Consider the following 16,892-nt stretch of genomic DNA (forward strand, 5'->3'; position numbering starts at 1 on the left):
GTTCCCAAAGGGGAGTAGCTCATGCAATAAAGTCGTCACTACGGGATCGGTATCCCCGGCTTTATTGGCAACGATTATGTTGTTTTGCGAGACCTTTGCCTGATTTTTCATTAGGTAAAGGTCTTTTTTGGTGGGCAAAAAGCGCCATTTTACCTAATGAAGGTAAGGGGCGCTTTTTTTAGTGCGGCGACTAATCATTTCACTCAAACACAGAAAGGTGGAAATCGTATGGAATTGTTTACTATGGCATTTTGGGCAGCGCTTATGTCCATCGTCATCATTGACCTGGTTCTTGCCGGCGATAACGCCATTGTAATCGGGCTCGCCGCACGGAACGTCAAAAAAGAAGACCAGAAAAAAGTCATTATTTGGGGGACCGTCGGTGCCGTCATCATCCGGGTCATCGCCACGCTGCTGGTCGTACAGCTGCTGCTGATCCCGGGACTGCGGCTTGTCGGGGGAATCGCGCTCGTATGGATCGCGTATAAGCTGCTGATAGATGAGAAAAAGCACGACATTTCGGCAGGAAATCAATTGTGGGCGGCCATCCGCACGATCATTATCGCCGATGCCATGATGGGGCTCGATAACGTGCTGGCGGTAGCCGGAGCGGCTCATGGAGACTTCCTGCTCGTCATTATCGGCCTGGCAATTTCGGTGCCGATCATGGTATGGGGCAGCACGATCATTCTGAAGCTGACGGAACGCTTCCCGGTCATTATTACGATCGGCGCGGCGGTACTGGCCTGGACGGCATCCAAAATGCTGGTGGAGGAGCCGCTCATTCACGACTGGTTTGCCAGCCCGGTCCTGAAGTACGGGTTTGAAATTGTAATCATTGCCGCCGTCGTCGTAGCGGGACTGCTGACCAAAAAGAAGAAGCAGAAGGAAAACCGGGCGGTAGAGTCGCTGTAAACGTCTTAAAAATACCGGCCAAACACGGTATAATGGGTATCTGTCCGGCATGTCCGGAAGGTACGTTGGATTGGAGAAAGGTGGACCCTAGGCATGAATGTAATAAATCGTAAGCGGAAGGTTGCGCTGGCGGGGCTCGGCGATATCGCCCACAAGGTATATCTTCCGCTGCTGGCCCACCATGAGAAGGTGGAGGTCGCCGGGGTGATGAGCCGCTCCGAAGCTACGGTGCAGCGCGTGACGCAGACTTACCGGTTTCCTCAAGGGACGACCGACCTGGAAGAATTGCTGTCATGGGACCTGGATGCCGTTTTTGTCCACAGCCCGACAGACACCCATTATGACGTGGTCAAAGCCTGTTTGGAACGCGGGGTATCCGTCTATGTCGACAAGCCGCTGACGACGGATCTCGCCAAGTCCAGGGAACTGGCCGCTCTGGCTTCAAAGCAAGGCTTGCTGCTTGCGGTAGGCTTTAACCGCCGGTTTGCCCCATTGTATATGCGGGCAAAGGCATGGATTGAAGAGACCGGCGGATTTGTTCAAGCCGCTGCCACCAAGCACCGGACCACCCTGCAGAAAGGGAGCAGCAGCGACACGATTTACGACGATCTGATCCATATGCTGGACCTGCTGCTCTGGCTGGGCGGAAAGGATTACGAGCTGCTTCATCACCATCTAAGCGAGGATGAACAGGGCCGGCTGCTGCACACCTCCGGCGAGCTTGGCTTCGGCCGAAATGCCACGGGAAGGTACAGTATGGTCCGGCAAGCCGGAACGGATGTAGAGAAGCTCGAGCTTCACGGAAGCGGCCGGTCGGCGGAAGTCGTTAATCTGGAGCATGCGGTTCTGTGCGGGCAGGGAAGGCTGCCCGAGACATGCGAATTCGGAAGCTGGGATTCGATCCTGCATAGGCGAGGCTTCAGCGGGGCCGTGGACCATTTTCTGGAGCATCTCGCTTCTCCGGAAGACTGCACCATTCGCGCCGAGCGGGTCATGCGCAGCCATGAGCTGGCATCGAGGCTGGCGGAGCAGAAGAAGGGGGGGACTGACAATGGATGAACGGCAGAAGTCGCTGGAAGAAGGCATCGTGGAAAGCTACCGGCAGGATGAGGATATGATGATCCTGGTTTTTGCCCAGTGGTGCGTCAATCACGGATTGGACCCCCTGGAGCTGTACCGGCAGGCATATCCGCAGCAGGGGGACAACGAGCGCCTGCAGCGGGTGCTGGACCTGACTGTACCTAAAGAGGAGGCCGGCCCGATTCCGGACGATACCGTGCTTGGTGTTCTGTCCCTGTTCGGCAACGAAGACTTGGCGTTTGTCGTATCTGAAACGATCGCGGCGAGAGCCAAAAAATAAGCAATTTTTGCTGTGGCATCGAATGATAAAGCAGTCCAGAAGCCATGCCCCGTATCGGGGGCATGGCTTCTTTGCTCATAGGGCGGGAGAGCTTATTTGCGGCCGATATAGCCCGCGGAATGCTTCAAGCGCGTTTTTCACCGCGTTCAAATATTGGTAGCCGTGATGCCGGTCCGGTTCAAGGTAAGCTCCTTCCGCCCATTCGTTCCAGGCGTTGATAAACAGAGACTCGCTGCGGTACAGCCGGCTTGCCCTTTCGATCTGCCTTGCCAGATACCAGCCGAACTTGCGCGGAGATGCTGCGGCTGGCAGCGTGAAAAAACCGGCGCTTATCCGCGCCGGCTTCAGCCTGTCTTATCCGATGTTTTAGTTCGGCGAACGGACGCCGATCCCGGTCTGGATCTGCTCCCTGTTCTCCATGCGGTACTCCTTGGGCGACTTGCCGAACCGGGACCGGAACACCCGGTGGAAATACGTATAACTGCCGAATCCCGACGTTTCCGCAATGTCTTCGAGCGACATCGGACTAAACACGATCCGCTCACGGGCCATTTCCAGCCGGACATCCAGCGTATACTGCATAATGCTTGTCCCGAAGGCCTCCTTAAACAGATGGACCGCCCTGGAGACGCTGATGCCGACATGCGAAGCGACATCCTCCAGCTTGAAGGACAACGAGGCGTGTTCTTCAATAAAATGCTTCATGCGGTAAGCCAAGTACGTTCTCGGGGTCGTGGAGGGATGCTCGCTCAGGAGGCGGTCCGTTTCGAGGCATAAAATCCGCATATAGTATCCGGATATTTCGGGATACGGATTGGACATTCTCCGCTGCTCCAGCACGATTTGGCGGAACAGGCTGAGCAGGCTCTCGTTAAGAGGGACGCGGATGCGCGTCGGCCGTTTCTGCTTGGCCCACCACTGGTCGATCCACTCACCGCCGAAAAAAATATGATAGTCGCCGCTTTCCACGGCAAGCTCGCCTTGAGCGTTCGGCTCCTCACCGATCAACAGCTCGTAAGGCTCGTCAGGAGAATAAATCAAGAGATCGCCCGACTCCACGGGAACGAGCTCACCGTCCACCAGTGCGCGGCATCTGCCGTCGGTCTGCAGACGCATGAGGTAATTTTTAACTCCGTCCATCTCGCTCATGTAGAACGGTTTATGATGAAATGAAAATCCTGCTGTATAAATGTGGACTGAATCTTGGGTGGACATGGTATGACTCCCTTTGCAATCAAAAAAATAATGACCAGATTGTTCATGTTTCGATCATATTATTCATTTTAATATAAATAAATTCGGAATACCATGTTACTAGATTGTTGAATACGCATTCCGCATCGTAAGGAGTGACTTTCGTGGAAAACAAAATGAAAGCCGGCATTATCGGCTGCGGCAACATCAGTGCCATTTACCTGGAGAATTTAAAGAAAAGCCCGGTCGTTGAAGTGGTGGCGGTTGCCGACCTGGTGACTGAACGCGCCCAGGCGCGGGCTGAAGAGTTTGGGATTGCAAACGCATACACCGTGGATGAGCTGCTGGGGGATAAGGAAATTGAGCTCGTCATCAACCTGACGATTCCCGGCAGCCATGCCTCCATCGATTTGGCGGCGCTTGAAGCCGGCAAGCATGTATACGCGGAGAAGCCGCTGGCAACCTCGCTGCCGGACGGCAAGCGCGTGGTTGAACTGGCGGAGCAGAAAGGCCTGCGCGCCGGAAGCGCGCCGGATACGTTCCTTGGATCAGGCGTGCAGACCGCCAAAGCGGCGATCGATGCCGGGAGGATCGGTATACCCGTGGCGGCAACCGCATTTATGATGGGCGGCGGCCCGGAGGGCTGGCATCCGGACCCTGAATTTTTCTACGCGCCGGGCGGCGGTCCGATGCTGGACATGGGTCCGTATTACCTGACGGCGCTGGTAGAGCTGCTTGGCTCGATCCGCCGGATCAGCGCCTCGGTGGGTGCCCAGATTCCGGTGCGGACGATCGGCTCGGGGCCTAAGAGCGGCCAGCAGATTCAAGTGCAGACACCGACCCATCTGGCAGGCACCATCGATTTTAAACAAGGCGCCATCGCCACGATGATTACCAGCTTTGATGTTAAAGCTGGGGCCAATCTGCCGTGGATTGAAATTTACGGTACGGAAGGAACGCTCAGTCTGCCGGATCCGAACTTCTTTAACGGCGACGTCAAGCTTCGCCGCAGCGGTTCCAGCGACTGGGAGGTGCTGACGCCCATATTTGAGAGCACCCAGAATGAACGCGGCCGCGGCGTAAACGACATGGTCGAAGCGATCCGCTCGGGGCGGAAGCACCGGGCCAACGGCAATCTGGCTTACCACGTGCTGGAAGCCATGTATGCCTTTGAAGAGTCTTCCATTAGCGGCAGCCATGTCGTACTTGCGAGCAGCCATGAATGACGGTCATCTTCACGAGATGACAATAAGCGAACACAGGGGTGAACCAATATGTTGAAGCTTGGACTGCAGTTATATACGGTTCGTGATGAAATGGAAAAGGATTTTGAGGGTACGTTGAAGAAAGTAGCAGAGCTGGGTTATCAGGGCGTGGAATTCCACACCTTCTTCGGACGCTCCAGCGCCGAGGTCAAGAAGCTGCTGGACGAGAACGGTCTGGTCGCCATCGGGACCCATACGCCGTACGACCGGATGCAGAACGCACTGGACGAGGAAATCGCCTATAACAAGGAGATCGGCAACAGCAGCCTGATCGTTCCTTACCTTGGCGAGGAGCAGCGCAAGTGGGACGAGGTGTTTGACAACCTGAAGCGTATCGGCGAGAAATGCGCCGCTCAGGGAGCGACCTTGCTGTATCATAACCACGATTTTGAATTTACGGAAACGCGCGGCGAGGAAACGGTGTTCGACGCGATGTATGAAGCGGTGCCCGCCGACCTGCTGAAGGTCGAGCTGGATACGTGCTGGGTATATTTTGCCGGCTACGATCCGGTGGAGTACATCGAGAAGTATGCGGGACGCCTTCCGATTGTGCACTGGAAGGACGTAAAGCGGAAAGAAGACGGCACACCGCAGACGGTCGAGCTCGGCGCAGGCGAAGTCAACCTGGAAGCCGTAGCCGAGGCAGCGGATCAAGCCGGCGTGGAATGGATCGTTGTGGAGCAGGATTTCTGTGAAAGACCACCGCTCGAAAGCATTGCAGCCAGCATGGAATGGATCAAATCTTATGCCAGAAACGGAGGACCCGTGAATGTCTAGCTCAAGCAAAACCCTAAGAATCGGCATTATCGGCTGTGGAGGAATCGCCAACGGCAAGCATATGCCGAGTCTCAAGAAGCAGCCCCAGGCGGAAATGGTTGCGTTCTGCGATATCGTGCAGGAGCGCGCCGAGAAGGCCGCTGCCGAGTTCGGCGCAGAAGGCGCCAAAGTGTATACGGATTTCCGCGAACTGCTGAAGGACGCAAGCATCGACGTCATTCATGTATGTACGCCGAATGATTCCCACTCCGTCATTTCGGTGGCGGCGCTGGAAGCCGGCAAGCATGTCATGTGCGAAAAGCCGATGGCCAAGACGGCCGCCGAGGCCAAAGAGATGGTGGACGCCGCCAAGCGCACAGGCAAGAAGCTGACGATCGGCTACCAGAATCGTTTCCGCAACGACAGCCAATACTTGAAGGAATTGTGCGAGAACGGGGAGCTCGGCGACATTTATTACGGCAAAGCGCTGGCCATCCGCCGCCGTGCCGTTCCGACCTGGGGCGTGTTCCTTGACGAGGAAAAGCAAGGCGGGGGGCCGCTGATCGATATCGGCACCCACGCGCTCGACCTGACGCTCTGGCTGATGGACAACTATCAGCCGAAGAGCGTGCTCGGGAGCACTTTCCACAAGCTGGGTCATAAAGAGAATGCGGCCAATGCCTTCGGCCCGTGGAATCCGGAAGAATTCAAGGTAGAGGATTCCGCATTCGGTTTCATTACGATGCAGAACGGCGCAACCATCGTTCTGGAGTCCAGCTGGGCGCTGAACGTCGTGGAAACCGGGGAAGCGAAAACGGTTCTTGCCGGGACGGAAGGCGGGGCTGACATGAAGGACGGCCTGCGCATCAATGGCGAGAAAATGAGCCGCCTCTATGAAACCACGGTGGATCTGAACGCCGGCGGCGTAGCCTTCTACTCCGGATCGGCAGAGACCGATGCCGACAAGGAGCAGCGCCAGTGGCTCGAAGCCATCCTGGAAGATAAAGATCCGGTTGTCAAACCGGAGCAGGCATATGTGGTCACGCAGATTCTGGAAGCCATTTACGAGTCTGCCAAAACGGGCAAAGCCGTTTATTTTGAGGAATAGTCATCCTTTGCATAGAAGCAATTATTTATAGCTACGATAACCAAGAATGAGGAGGAGTACACTTGAAACTGGGAGTATTTATGGTATTGTTTGGTGGACGCAAACTGGAGGACGCTTTGGATTATGTCGTCTCCAAAGGATTGAAGGCTGTTGAAATCGGAACTGGGGGCAATCCCGGCAACACGCACTGCAAGCCGGCGGAGCTGCTGAAGGACGAAGCCGCATTAAAGCAGTTCAAGGATGCGATCGAATCCCGCGGCCTGACGATCAGCTCGCTGAGCTGCCATGGCAACCCGCTGCATCCGCAGAAGCATCTGGCTCAAGCCGACCACGAGGATTTCGTAAACTCGGTGCTGCTGGCTGAGAAATTGGGCGTTGAAGTGGTAACCACGTTCTCCGGATGCCCTGGCGACCATGAGGATGCCAAATATCCGAACTGGCCGGTTGCGCCTTGGCCAAACGATTACCAGGAAGTGCTCGCATGGCAGTGGGAGAACAAAGTCATCCCTTACTGGACCGAACAAGCGAAGTTTGCCAAAGAGCATAACGTAAAAATCGCGCTGGAGCTCCACGGCGGATTCTCGGTGCACACGCCTGCGACGCTGCTCCGCCTGCGTGAAGCGGCCGGCGAAACGATCGGCGCCAACCTGGATCCGAGCCACATGTGGTGGCAGGGCATCGATCCGGTGCAGGCGATCCACATTTTGGGCCGTGAAGGTGCGATCCATCACTTCCACGCGAAGGATACCGTTATCGATCCGATCAACGTCAACAAATACGGCCTGACCGATATGCAGTCCTACACGAACATGCTGGACCGCGCTTGGCAGTTCCGCAGCGTAGGCTACGGCCACGACGTGAAAACATGGGCTGACATTATCAGCGCACTGCGCCTCGTCGGCTATGATTATGTTGTCAGCATCGAGCATGAAGACGGCCTGATGTCTGTTGAAGAAGGCTTCTCCAAAGCCGTTCAAAACCTGCAGCAAGTACTTATCGAAGAGCCACTCGGCGAGATGTGGTGGGTCTAGGGGGATAAATCAGTGATTAATGTAACCATTTGGAACGAATTCGTTCATGAAAATATTCACGACGAAGTGAAGGCAGTCTATCCGGAAGGCATTCATGCCGCGCTGGCAGCGGGGCTGGACGGCAACGGCTTTGCGATTACAACGGCGACGCTGGACCAGCCGGAGCATGGTTTGACCGAAGAAGTGCTGAATGCCACAGACGTGCTTGTATGGTGGGGCCATATGGCCCACGACCAAGTCAGCGACGAGGTGGTGGCGCGTGTCGTAAAACGCGTGCTTGGCGGCATGGGCCTCATCGTGCTGCACTCCGGCCATTTCTCCAAACCGTTTAAAGCGTTGATGGGAACCTCCTGCGATCTCAAATGGAGAGAAGCCGGAGAGCAGGAAATCATTTGGAACGTGAACCCGTCCCATCCGATTTCCATGGGCATTGACGCCAAGATTATCCTCGAGCATGAGGAAATGTACGGCGAATTTTTCGATATTCCGGCTCCGGATGAGCTCGTGTTTATTAGTAATTTCGAAGGCGGCGAAGTGTTCAGAAGCGGGTGCACCTTCCGCAGAGGCCAAGGGAAGATCTTCTATTTCCGTCCGGGCCATGAGACGTTCCCGACTTATTACCAGCCGGAAATTCTGAAAGTCATCGCCAACGCGATCAACTGGGCGTATCCTCTCCAAACTTCGGCTCCGGTATTCGGCAACATGCAGCCGGTCAGAGAGCTGAAGCCGGCGGCAGTATTGTAAGTATTCGCAAGGCACAGCAGCCAAAAGCGGCGGTTCAACCGCCGCTTTTTTTTTGCTTGTTTGCAGAGCATGCATGATTTTCGGACTGTCTGCAAATTAGTGGATCAGTATGGGACCAGCAAGGAATCGGGAGTCTCGTTTTGAAAGGGAATGAACATTTGTGGAGCTTTCCAGCGGTTGTCTTGTTTCATTTTGCACAAAAATGTGTTAAAATGAAATGTACTAACTTAATGTAAGCGTTCATGAGACGTAACTGTTTACATGGATTCTGTAAAGAGGTGAAGATCATGAATCAACAACAATTTAGCATGTGTCCGCGATTCGAAAATGCTTTCTCCATACTAGGAAAACGCTGGAACGGCTTGATCGTTTTTTCCCTGATGGATGGTCCGAAACGGTTCAAGGATATATCGAATTTGATCCCTTCGATGAGTGATAAGATGCTGTCCGAACGCATGAAAGACTTGGAAACCGAAGGCATTCTGGTTCGGCACGTTTATCCGGAAACGCCTGTCCGTATCGAATATGAGCTGACGGATAAAGGCCGGGCGCTGCGTCCCGTTATGGAGCAGGTTCAAGAGTGGGCAGAGCAGTGGGTTGAGCTGTAAAACCGTCCGAAAAGTACGGTTCTACGGGAACCCGTTAACGACAAACCTTCCTTCCATTAAGGAGGGTTTTTGTTAATTATAGGAAAAGACTTGCACCAAATGACGGAGTCTGTAGTATAATTGGTAAAAAACTGCCTTTTCGGCGTATAAGGAGGCGGATGACGATGAGGAAGATCATACTCTCCCAGGGATTAGGGTACGGCAAGGACGATGTACACGAGCTTGAAAGCGCTTCGGTCAAGGTTCGGGGCATTTACGACAAGACGCTCAGCATGCTGTGCCGGTATTGGCCGGAATCGATTTGGAAACGCTGGACCATAGACAGGCCTGCTCAGGTGTCGCCTGCCGACGAAGACAAAGACAAGAGCAGTATGATTTTTCAGAAATGGATTCAAGGCCCTACGGGCTGGAAATGCATCGGGTGTGAGCGGCATAATGTCGAGAGCCTTGAAGCGAACCCTACCTCAGACGGAACCTCCAAGCATGAATACATCTTTCACAACGGTCGGGTGCAGAGCATGCTGCTGCAGGTCATCATCTGGTCTCAGTACGAAGAAATCACCATGTTCCACCCCTTTCTCGGCGACACTCCTTTTTTCACAGAAGAAGAACTGGAGGTCATCTCCACTTATTTTGTGCCTACCTATGTTCATGAAGCCCCTCTGATCCAGCTTGGCAAAAGTTACAAGAAGCACAACGCGAAATTTCCGATCTACCAGGAATATATATCGGCTCCGCCGCTGATGCTGCAGTTTGGGGGCGAGGTGCTGGAAGGCACGTGGATGACAGGCGTATACGTGGATCAGGCGAATTTTCTCGGTTTGGGCCCTTATTTGAAAAATACCGATGGTACCCGGACGTTTATGGAGCCTCTGATCGATTAAAGGAAGGATCTGCCGGAATGCGCGGATTATGCGGACCCGGCTCGTATATGGTAAAATAGAGTCCTCAGGGGAGGGCTCTATTTGCGTTTTGGAAGAGTCCTGCGAATTGCGGAAACAAAGGTGGTTATTCGATGAGGAAGCCGGTTCTACAAGCTGCATTCATCATGTTGATCATAACAACGCTGCTGCTGACAGGCTGTAAACAAGCCGACCAGGAGGAGGCATCGGCTAACGTTTATTCGAATGACGTCAATGGGGAAGTCTCTCTCTCGGAAAAAGACGGTTTCTTCTCATCGGCGGTCATCCAAAATTTACAACAATATTTGCAACAGGGCGTGACGGTCCGGGAAGGGCTAAAGAGAAGCGGCATTGTCGGTTTCAGCGACAACGGCAGCGTCCTGACGATCAGCCAGGTGTCCCTGGATCCGTTATTTGAGTGGGCATTTGAAATCAATGGCAAGAAGCTGGGCAAGGATAACCTCGACACCGTGCTGCAGGAGCATGACGAAATTTCCATCAACATTCAGTACACCGATCCTAAAAAGGACGGAAAAGAAGCGAAGGCTCCCGAATTTGCGGTGCTGAAACTGGACGGCGGGTCGATGAAGCCTGATATGACACATTCCTACGTATATCCGTACACCGCGAATCAAAGCGTTCGGGACGTCTTGGCTTACAGCGGCTTCGTCAAGCTGACGGATAATAAAATGTACGTGGACACCGTTCAGGGATACAGTCCCAAATCGGTGGAGAAGTGGGTCGTCAAGGTGAACGGGAAGGAACTGGTGGATAGCGGTTTGGAAATGAAGCTGACACCGCAGGACGAAGTGGAAATCAGGCTGGAGCGGGCAAGCGTATGATGGACAAGCTGAACCAGGCTGACATCTAATTTGATATGAACGCCTAGGTTTAATGATACATGTCGTGTGTAGAAGGAAGGGTAACCCATGTGGATGAATGAGAAGATCAAGGCGTCAGAAGTGGAATTAACCGGCTTGAACGGCGAGGATATCGGGATCCTCCCGACTAAGGAAGCATTGGCCATGGCCCGCAGGCTGAAAGTGGACCTCGTCTGCACGTCGCTGATGAGCAGTCCGCCGCCGTGCCGGCTGGTGGCTGCCGCCGACGCCAAGAAGGAAGCCCAGGAAGCCAAAGCCAAATCTCCCGACCGGGTGGTAAAGGTGAAGGAGATCCGGCTGACCCCAAACATCGAGGAGCATGATCTGGACACCAAAAAGCAGCAGGCTGCGCGAATATTAAAGGCGGGAAATGCGGTCATGCTGGTGGTCCGGGTGCAAGGCAAGGAGGGCGCCGCCGCCAAAGCTTTGCTGGAGGACCTCATTCGGGAATTGAAGGAGTGGGGCCGCGCCAAAACAGGGATCCAAGTGAGCGGCAAGCAGGCTGCCGTACAGATCGATCCGGTCGCATAACAAGAGGACAAAAGCCCCCGGGCGCCGATAAATTCAGGCACCCAGGGGCTTTTCTGCGGTTCGGTCTAGTCTATAAGCGATCTCCAGCCGTCGAGGTCGTGAACGGACACCCCTGCGAATGAGGCGTTGACCTGAGCCATCTCCTGCAGCTTGCCCAGCTGGGAATCCATATAGGCTTTTCCTTCCTCATAGAAGGTAATAAATTCGCCTTCGCTGCTCGGCTTCGTTTCGACGGAAGCAAAGGCCGGCTTGCCGAGATAGTTTGCCTCTTCCAGTTCGCGTTTGGCGGTGCTGTAGATGCCGTCAGCGGTATCCCGGTAGGACATGATCGCAACCGCGTCATATTGGCTGATCATGAAGCGGCTCAGCGTGCTTGTTCCGTCCGCTGTCGTATAGTTGCAGAGCCAAAACGGAATATCGGCGGCAACTGGCAAATTCATTTCACGCACATTATCGGTTAAATACCGGACGTTCTCCTGCCATTGGCGGATGACCGAGGTCTGGTCCGACTTCCATTGAGGCAGCACGTGGGGTTCAATATCGACATGAACGCCCTGGAACTTCTCGTCCTCTGCAGCGCCGTTCTGGTACGCCTTCACCCATTCGAGGAAGCTTGTGATTTTGTAACGTTCCGAGGTAAGTCCCCAGGACGGGGCGCCGCTGAGCGCATCGACCCGGATATCCAAAGCTCCGGCCTGCTTAATGAAGCTCTTATAGTAGGAAGCAGGAATATCGCTGTTGGTCTGGAGATAAATCGTACGGACTCCGTGATCGGCCGAAAATTTCAGCATCTCCTTGGCTTCCGTCTTGATCAGAACCGTGTTCCACAGCCAGGTGGCTTTGGTGTAACCTTCCGCTTTAGCCTCGTTTCCGGGGAAGAGACCCGCGGCAAACCATAATACAACGAAGGCGGCAATCCATCCTGAACGCAATGAATATTTACTTGACATGACAATCGATACACTCCTTTATGTGATATGCGGTACTACCTGATTCGATGGACCCTCTTTCACGACAAACACGATTCCTTATGACCAGATCTGGCAGCGGGTAATGCTAATGATGTTCCTGGTATTGGCGGATCTCAGTCCTCCTTACAAGGATCTGTAGTCTGATAGCAGGCCCACGACATGATAGGTAGATCTGCGTAGTTGATGAGTCCTTGGAAATAGGTGCTATCCAATTGATCGGTTCTTTATTCCGCATTATATATAGGTCTTTAGAATCATTTAATAGTATATGAAGAAAGCGCTTTAATGAATATAGGTATTTGGAAGGGTGGAAAGAGAAAAATTAGAGGATGGTAGAAAGGAATCGAAGCCATACAGCCTCCTTTTAGCCAATGAAAAACCCCCTGCGTTGCTCGCAGAGGGAAGTGATGATTTCTCTTAGATCCGGCATATTTCTTTTGGGCAATGCTCACAGTGGCAGATGCCCTGCAGATGAGAGATGTCGTTAATGACAATCAGTCCGTCCACCATGTCCACGGCACCGCATCTGCGGAGGTCGGCCAGCATCCGGTTCACGCTCTCGCGCGTAGCTCCGATCATGTTCGACAGATCCGTATTGGTGAGCTTTTTATGGATGATGATGCGTCCTCCGGTATGTTCTCCGTACGTATTACCGAGCCGGATCAGCGTCGAGCAGAGCGCGCCGGGCTTGCCGTACATCATTAAATCCCGGAACTTGGTCTGCGTGAGCCGGTGATGGTTGCCCATCCATTTCATAAAATCCATCGCAAAAGTGCCGTCCTGGCAGATGAGAAATTCCATATCCTGCTGGTCGATCACGCCGATGATACTGTCCTCAAGCACCTCGGCGGTATAGCTGTGCGTACGGCTGCCGATCGGGTCGGCTTGACCGACGATATCACCGCTTGTATACATATAGACGATAAGCTCTTTCCCTTCGACTGAGGATTTGCTTAATTTAACGCATCCGCTGTTGATATAATAAAATCTGTCCGCAGCATCCCCTTCCCAGAACAGGTGGGAACCCGCAGGCATTTTCATTTCCGTCATCATGGAAAGCATCCGTGTGAAGTTGGTGTCCGAGAAGCAGCATGTATTCCGGACCGTTTCCTCGAGTGCAGGCAGTGTGCTCATCGTTCATTTCCCCTTTTTGACTTGCTGTAATGATTGCCTTTATCCTCATTATAGCGAGAATACGGGCGGCTGAGTGCGCGCCGGGCGGGCAAAAAGTGTCAAATTTCTAACAATGTGATTATTTTCACTTGGTGTGGAGGATTTTCCCCCTTCATTAGCGGAATATTCTCCTTACGGATATGGCGGCCGCTTCTTATAATTAAGCATGTAAACCAGATTGCTAAGGGGGTTCAACCAGATGAAGATGAAAAGAAGTTTGATGCTGCTGATCTCGTTATGCTTCGCGGCGTCGCTCGCGTTATCCGGTTGTGGAAGCGATAACAAATCGGCCGGAGAGACGGGCGGCGGTTCAGCAGGAACGGAACCGAAGACGGAGGAAGCGCAAAAGGCCGAACCGTTCGAGCTGACCCTGAGACATACGCAGGTTGGCCAGGACAAAGAGAAGCGTTTTGCCATTCTGCAGGACGTCGTGAAAAAGACGGAGGGCGAAATCGAGGGGTTAACGTTCAAGCTGGACGGAGTAGAGTCCGACGTCAACCGGAAAGAGAAGCTGCGCGGCGAAATGGCGGCAGGCAATCCGCCGGATATTTTCGACCTGTTTGGCAGCCCCGATTCCAAAGTGTACGCCAAGGAGGGTAAGCTGCTCGATTTGACGCCGATTATTGAAGAGCTGGGGATTAAGGATAAGTTCAGCTCGCTCGAGCCGTTCACTTACGAAGGAAAAGTCTACGGACTGCCGATCGGCGGATCCGGCGAAGGCTTCTTCTACAACAAGGAGTATTACGATAAAAAGGGCTGGGCGCCGCCTAAAACGTTCGCCGAGCTGGAAGAGCAGCTGGCCGCAATCAAGGCCGACGGCAAGGTGCCCATGGCAGCAGCCTCCAAGGCAGGCTGGGTGCCGCTGATGCTGACCAACCATCTGTGGTCGCGCTACGCGGGACCGGACATTACAAACAAATTCGCTACCGGCGAAGCCAAATGGAACGATCCGAACATGGTCAAGGCGTTTGCAAAGCATAAGGAATGGGTTGACAAGGGCTACTTCAAAAAGGGCGAGCTGGGCTTTGAATATGCCGAGTACACAACCCAATTTACGAGCGGGGAAGCCATTTTGATGTATGACGGCACCTGGAAGTCTTCGGTGTTCAAGCAAGGGGAATCCGGTGCGGGCATGATCGGCAAAGTCGGCTTCTTCAACCTTCCGCCGGTGGACGGCGGCGTAGGCGATCAGACGGCGCTGATGCGCGACGTCAACAACGGCTACGGCTTCTCGTCCGCGGTCGCCAAGGATCCGCGCAAGCTGGAAGCGGTGAAAGTCTTTATCAAGAACATGTTCAATGAGGAAATGCAGATCCGCGGCTTGGTGGAAGACGGGGTCCTGCCGGCCATGAAGCTGGATGCGTCTGTGCTGGAGTCGAGCATTACCGACGATCTGATGAAGCAAATCGTCGACGTGTTGAACTCGGCCCAGTCCTCCTTCCCGGCATTCGACTCGCTCGTGCAGGCCGACGTGACGACGGAAATCAGCAACATTCAAATCCAAAAGCTGATCGGCAACCAGACGACGTCTGAGAAGATGGGCGAAGCGCTCCAGAAGGCACAAGAGGAAGCGAATTCCTTGGAAGAATAACGGCAAATGATGCGGTGTGCCTCGGGTCAAACCGGGGCACCTGTTTTTTCGCAAAGCCCCTCGATTGGAGGGAGCATGACATTTTTTCGGGCGGACGACCACAAGCGCCCGCGTTGGGAGGAACTCCATGAACAAAGCACTGAAGAATCCTGCGCTCTACGTCCTGTTTATTCTTCCCTGCTTGATTTTGTTTGCCATGTTTTTTCTGTATCCGATTGTAAGCTCGATCCGTTACAGCCTAACGAGCTGGAACGGCGTATCCAGCGATCCGAAATTCATCGGCTTCGACAACTTCGTAAAGGCGCTGACGGAGAAGCGGTTTTGGACCGCGGTCCGGAATAACGGCTATTTCATTCTCTTTTCCTGCGGAATCCAGGTGCCGCTGATCGTCTTTTTTTCGCTGCTGATTGCCCATGTCAAAAAACTGAAGGGGCTGTACAAGACGGCGGTATTTTTGCCCTCGATCATGTCCACCGCCGTGATCGGCATCCTCTGGGGATTTATTTATGAGCCGAACATCGGGCTGCTGAACAATATTTTAAAAGTGTTCGGCATTGAACCGCTGTATTGGCTCTCCGACGAAAAATACGCGATGCTGTCCATCCTGATTACCAATGCCTGGCAGTGGACCGGCTTTTATATCGTCATGGTGCTCGCCGCCATTATTTCCATTCCCCGCGAGCTGGACGAAGCCGCCGCCATCGACGGAGCAACGGCCGTACAGCGGGCGTTCTCCATTACGCTGCCGCTCATTAAACCGATCATCTCCGTCGTCATTATGCTGTCCATCGCCGGAGCGATGAAAGCCGCGGACATCGTCATCGTCATGACGAAGGGCGGACCGGCGGGCTCGACAGATGTCATGGCCACCTACATGATCAAATATGCCATTACGAACTTCAAATACGGTTACGGCAACAGCATTTCCGTTCTCATCTTCGTCTTTACATTAATACTGACTGCCCTGTACCTGCTGTTGATTGCAAGGCGCAGCGAAAGGATTGAATACTGATGACCAGGCTCAAAAAGCTGCTGCCCCACATCGTCCTGATGGCCTACTTGTTGGTTATTCTTTTCCCGTTCCTGTTCGTGCTTTTCTCTTCGGTCAAAAAGGATAACAATGCGATCGCCCTGAACCCGTTCGGCATTCCGAAGCAGTTTGCGCTAGGCAATTACGTGGAGGCATGGGTCAACGCCAAAATCAGCACCTATTTTTTCAACAGCCTGTATATCTCGATTCTGTCGGCCGTCGTATCCATCCTGATCGCCGCGATGTTTGCGTTTGCGATAACCCGCATGCGGCATTTTAAAATCAGCGCGCTGCTGTCCGGCCTGATCCTGATCGGCATGCTCATCCCGAACAATGCGCTTATGCTCCCGATCTATCTGCTTGTCCGCAAGCTTGGGATACTGGATACGCATCTGGCGCTCATCATTCCGTATATCGCCAACGCGCTCCCGTTCTCGGTCATCATACTGGCGGCGTTCATGCGATCCCTGCCCGGCGAAATCGAGGAAGCGGCCGTCATGGACGGGTTGAAAGCCCAGGGTATATTTGCTAGAATTGTCGTACCCCTGACGGTTCCGGCCATGGTTACGGTGTTTATCGTGAACTTCCTCGGCAACTGGAACGAATTTTTGCTAGCCAACTACTTCCTCTCCAATGATTCGCTGCGGACCCTCCCGGTCGGGATGGTGCAGTTCCGGGATCAATACCAGATGAATTACGCGCAGATGTCGGCCGGCATTGTCTACAGCGTCGTACCGGTCATCGTGATTTACGCGATCCTTCAGGAGAAAATCATTGAAGGCGTTACAGCAGGCGGTGTTAAGGGATAACATGCAAAGAAATGGATGAATGC

At 53.6% G+C, this 16,892-nt stretch carries 19 protein-coding genes; 15 read left to right on the plus strand and 4 right to left on the minus strand.

Annotated features, from left to right (window positions below):
• Positions 1-228 precede the first annotated feature (228 nt).
• From FHS19_RS10590 to yxiS, 3 genes are all read left to right on the plus strand, one after another.
• A complete protein-coding gene (locus FHS19_RS10590; RefSeq protein WP_183581835.1) occupies positions 229-915 on the plus strand; it encodes a TerC family protein in 687 nt (228 codons plus the stop codon).
• A 93-nt stretch (positions 916-1,008) separates the two neighbouring features.
• Entirely contained in the window at positions 1,009-1,974 is a 966-nt protein-coding gene (locus tag FHS19_RS10595; RefSeq protein WP_183581836.1) for a Gfo/Idh/MocA family protein, read from the plus strand.
• The gene (gene yxiS, locus FHS19_RS10600) at positions 1,967-2,275 is read left to right on the plus strand and encodes a protein YxiS (protein ID WP_076169969.1); all 309 of its coding nucleotides are present in this window, start codon (positions 1,967-1,969) and stop codon (positions 2,273-2,275) included. The genes FHS19_RS10595 and yxiS overlap by 8 nt, the downstream gene beginning before the upstream one ends.
• Positions 2,276-2,350: 75 nt before the next feature.
• Here yxiS and FHS19_RS10605 read toward each other — a convergent pair whose 3' ends face one another.
• Both FHS19_RS10605 and FHS19_RS10610 read right to left on the minus strand, forming a co-directional pair.
• On the minus strand, positions 2,351-2,623 hold the full coding sequence (locus FHS19_RS10605; protein WP_183582890.1) for a glycoside hydrolase family 99-like domain-containing protein: 273 nt from the start codon (positions 2,621-2,623) through the stop codon (positions 2,351-2,353).
• A gap of 18 nt (positions 2,624-2,641) precedes the next feature.
• Complete coding sequence (locus FHS19_RS10610; protein WP_116229617.1) at positions 2,642-3,490, minus strand: AraC family transcriptional regulator; 849 nt, start codon at positions 3,488-3,490, stop codon at positions 2,642-2,644.
• A 155-nt stretch (positions 3,491-3,645) separates the two neighbouring features.
• Here FHS19_RS10610 and FHS19_RS10615 point away from each other — a divergent pair, with 155 nt between their 5' ends.
• The 9 genes from FHS19_RS10615 to infC all read left to right on the plus strand — a co-directional run bounded on the left by FHS19_RS10615 (position 3,646) and on the right by infC (position 11,295).
• Positions 3,646-4,695 (plus strand): Gfo/Idh/MocA family protein, encoded by a 1,050-nt coding sequence (locus FHS19_RS10615; protein ID WP_183582891.1) that lies wholly within the window; start codon positions 3,646-3,648, stop codon positions 4,693-4,695.
• Positions 4,696-4,743: 48 nt separating this feature from the next.
• Positions 4,744-5,511, plus strand: a complete 768-nt coding sequence (locus FHS19_RS10620; protein ID WP_183581837.1) for a sugar phosphate isomerase/epimerase family protein — start codon at positions 4,744-4,746, stop codon at positions 5,509-5,511.
• Positions 5,504-6,598, plus strand: coding sequence for a Gfo/Idh/MocA family protein (locus tag FHS19_RS10625; protein WP_183581838.1), 1,095 nt, complete (start codon positions 5,504-5,506; stop codon positions 6,596-6,598). The genes FHS19_RS10620 and FHS19_RS10625 overlap by 8 nt, the downstream gene beginning before the upstream one ends.
• Positions 6,599-6,660: 62 nt before the next feature.
• Positions 6,661-7,629, plus strand: a complete 969-nt coding sequence (locus tag FHS19_RS10630) for a sugar phosphate isomerase/epimerase family protein (protein WP_183581839.1) — start codon at positions 6,661-6,663, stop codon at positions 7,627-7,629.
• 12 nt (positions 7,630-7,641) lie between these two features.
• Positions 7,642-8,373, plus strand: coding sequence for a ThuA domain-containing protein (locus FHS19_RS10635; RefSeq protein ID WP_145023765.1), 732 nt, complete (start codon positions 7,642-7,644; stop codon positions 8,371-8,373).
• Between the two features lie 287 nt (positions 8,374-8,660).
• A complete protein-coding gene (locus tag FHS19_RS10640; RefSeq protein WP_183581840.1) occupies positions 8,661-8,981 on the plus strand; it encodes a winged helix-turn-helix transcriptional regulator in 321 nt (106 codons plus the stop codon).
• A 164-nt stretch (positions 8,982-9,145) separates the two neighbouring features.
• Entirely contained in the window at positions 9,146-9,865 is a 720-nt protein-coding gene (locus FHS19_RS10645) for a hypothetical protein (protein WP_183581841.1), read from the plus strand.
• A gap of 131 nt (positions 9,866-9,996) precedes the next feature.
• Positions 9,997-10,725: a hypothetical protein gene (locus FHS19_RS10650; protein ID WP_183581842.1), complete on the plus strand. Its 729-nt coding sequence runs from the start codon at positions 9,997-9,999 to the stop codon at positions 10,723-10,725.
• A gap of 87 nt (positions 10,726-10,812) precedes the next feature.
• The gene (gene infC, locus FHS19_RS10655; RefSeq protein ID WP_183581843.1) at positions 10,813-11,295 is read left to right on the plus strand and encodes a translation initiation factor IF-3; all 483 of its coding nucleotides are present in this window, start codon (positions 10,813-10,815) and stop codon (positions 11,293-11,295) included.
• A gap of 65 nt (positions 11,296-11,360) precedes the next feature.
• On the opposite strand, the gene FHS19_RS10660 is transcribed toward infC, so the two are convergent.
• Positions 11,361-12,245: a hypothetical protein gene (locus FHS19_RS10660; RefSeq protein WP_183581844.1), complete on the minus strand. Its 885-nt coding sequence runs from the start codon at positions 12,243-12,245 to the stop codon at positions 11,361-11,363.
• Between the two features lie 438 nt (positions 12,246-12,683).
• On the minus strand, positions 12,684-13,400 hold the full coding sequence (locus tag FHS19_RS10665) for a Crp/Fnr family transcriptional regulator (protein WP_183581845.1): 717 nt from the start codon (positions 13,398-13,400) through the stop codon (positions 12,684-12,686).
• Positions 13,401-13,644: 244 nt separating this feature from the next.
• Between FHS19_RS10665 and FHS19_RS10670 the strand changes: the two genes are divergently transcribed.
• The 3 genes from FHS19_RS10670 (at position 13,645) to FHS19_RS10680 (ending at position 16,869) form a co-directional block, all read left to right on the plus strand.
• Positions 13,645-15,030 carry an ABC transporter substrate-binding protein gene (locus FHS19_RS10670; protein ID WP_183582892.1) on the plus strand — a complete coding sequence of 462 codons (1,386 nt, stop codon included), beginning with the start codon at positions 13,645-13,647 and terminating at the stop codon, positions 15,028-15,030.
• A gap of 127 nt (positions 15,031-15,157) precedes the next feature.
• On the plus strand, positions 15,158-16,042 hold the full coding sequence (locus tag FHS19_RS10675) for a carbohydrate ABC transporter permease (RefSeq protein ID WP_183581846.1): 885 nt from the start codon (positions 15,158-15,160) through the stop codon (positions 16,040-16,042).
• Complete coding sequence (locus FHS19_RS10680; RefSeq protein ID WP_183581847.1) at positions 16,042-16,869, plus strand: carbohydrate ABC transporter permease; 828 nt, start codon at positions 16,042-16,044, stop codon at positions 16,867-16,869. The genes FHS19_RS10675 and FHS19_RS10680 overlap by 1 nt, the downstream gene beginning before the upstream one ends.
• Positions 16,870-16,892: the final 23 nt, after the last annotated feature.

The organism is Paenibacillus rhizosphaerae (genome assembly GCF_014192015.1).
GTDB lineage: Bacteria > Bacillota > Bacilli > Paenibacillales > Paenibacillaceae > Paenibacillus_AQ > Paenibacillus_AQ rhizosphaerae.

Bases quoted from the DNA above. Each gene is read 5' to 3' on its own strand.
- FHS19_RS10670 (WP_183582892.1), top strand. From the start codon at position 13,645: ATGAAAAGAAGTTTGATGCTGCTGATCTCGTTATGCTTCGCGGCGTCG.
- infC (WP_183581843.1), top strand. From the start codon at position 10,813: ATGTGGATGAATGAGAAGATCAAGGCGTCAGAAGTGGAATTAACCGGC.
- FHS19_RS10665 (WP_183581845.1), bottom strand. From the start codon at position 13,400: ATGAGCACACTGCCTGCACTCGAGGAAACGGTCCGGAATACATGCTGC.
- FHS19_RS10680 (WP_183581847.1), top strand. From the start codon at position 16,042: ATGACCAGGCTCAAAAAGCTGCTGCCCCACATCGTCCTGATGGCCTAC.
- FHS19_RS10645 (WP_183581841.1), top strand. From the start codon at position 9,146: ATGAGGAAGATCATACTCTCCCAGGGATTAGGGTACGGCAAGGACGAT.
- yxiS (WP_076169969.1), top strand. From the start codon at position 1,967: ATGGATGAACGGCAGAAGTCGCTGGAAGAAGGCATCGTGGAAAGCTAC.
- FHS19_RS10590 (WP_183581835.1), top strand. From the start codon at position 229: ATGGAATTGTTTACTATGGCATTTTGGGCAGCGCTTATGTCCATCGTC.
- FHS19_RS10620 (WP_183581837.1), top strand. From the start codon at position 4,744: ATGTTGAAGCTTGGACTGCAGTTATATACGGTTCGTGATGAAATGGAA.
- FHS19_RS10675 (WP_183581846.1), top strand. From the start codon at position 15,158: ATGAACAAAGCACTGAAGAATCCTGCGCTCTACGTCCTGTTTATTCTT.
- FHS19_RS10610 (WP_116229617.1), bottom strand. From the start codon at position 3,490: ATGTCCACCCAAGATTCAGTCCACATTTATACAGCAGGATTTTCATTT.
- FHS19_RS10615 (WP_183582891.1), top strand. From the start codon at position 3,646: ATGAAAGCCGGCATTATCGGCTGCGGCAACATCAGTGCCATTTACCTG.
- FHS19_RS10660 (WP_183581844.1), bottom strand. From the start codon at position 12,245: ATGTCAAGTAAATATTCATTGCGTTCAGGATGGATTGCCGCCTTCGTT.
- FHS19_RS10640 (WP_183581840.1), top strand. From the start codon at position 8,661: ATGAATCAACAACAATTTAGCATGTGTCCGCGATTCGAAAATGCTTTC.
- FHS19_RS10650 (WP_183581842.1), top strand. From the start codon at position 9,997: ATGAGGAAGCCGGTTCTACAAGCTGCATTCATCATGTTGATCATAACA.
- FHS19_RS10625 (WP_183581838.1), top strand. From the start codon at position 5,504: ATGTCTAGCTCAAGCAAAACCCTAAGAATCGGCATTATCGGCTGTGGA.
- FHS19_RS10595 (WP_183581836.1), top strand. From the start codon at position 1,009: ATGAATGTAATAAATCGTAAGCGGAAGGTTGCGCTGGCGGGGCTCGGC.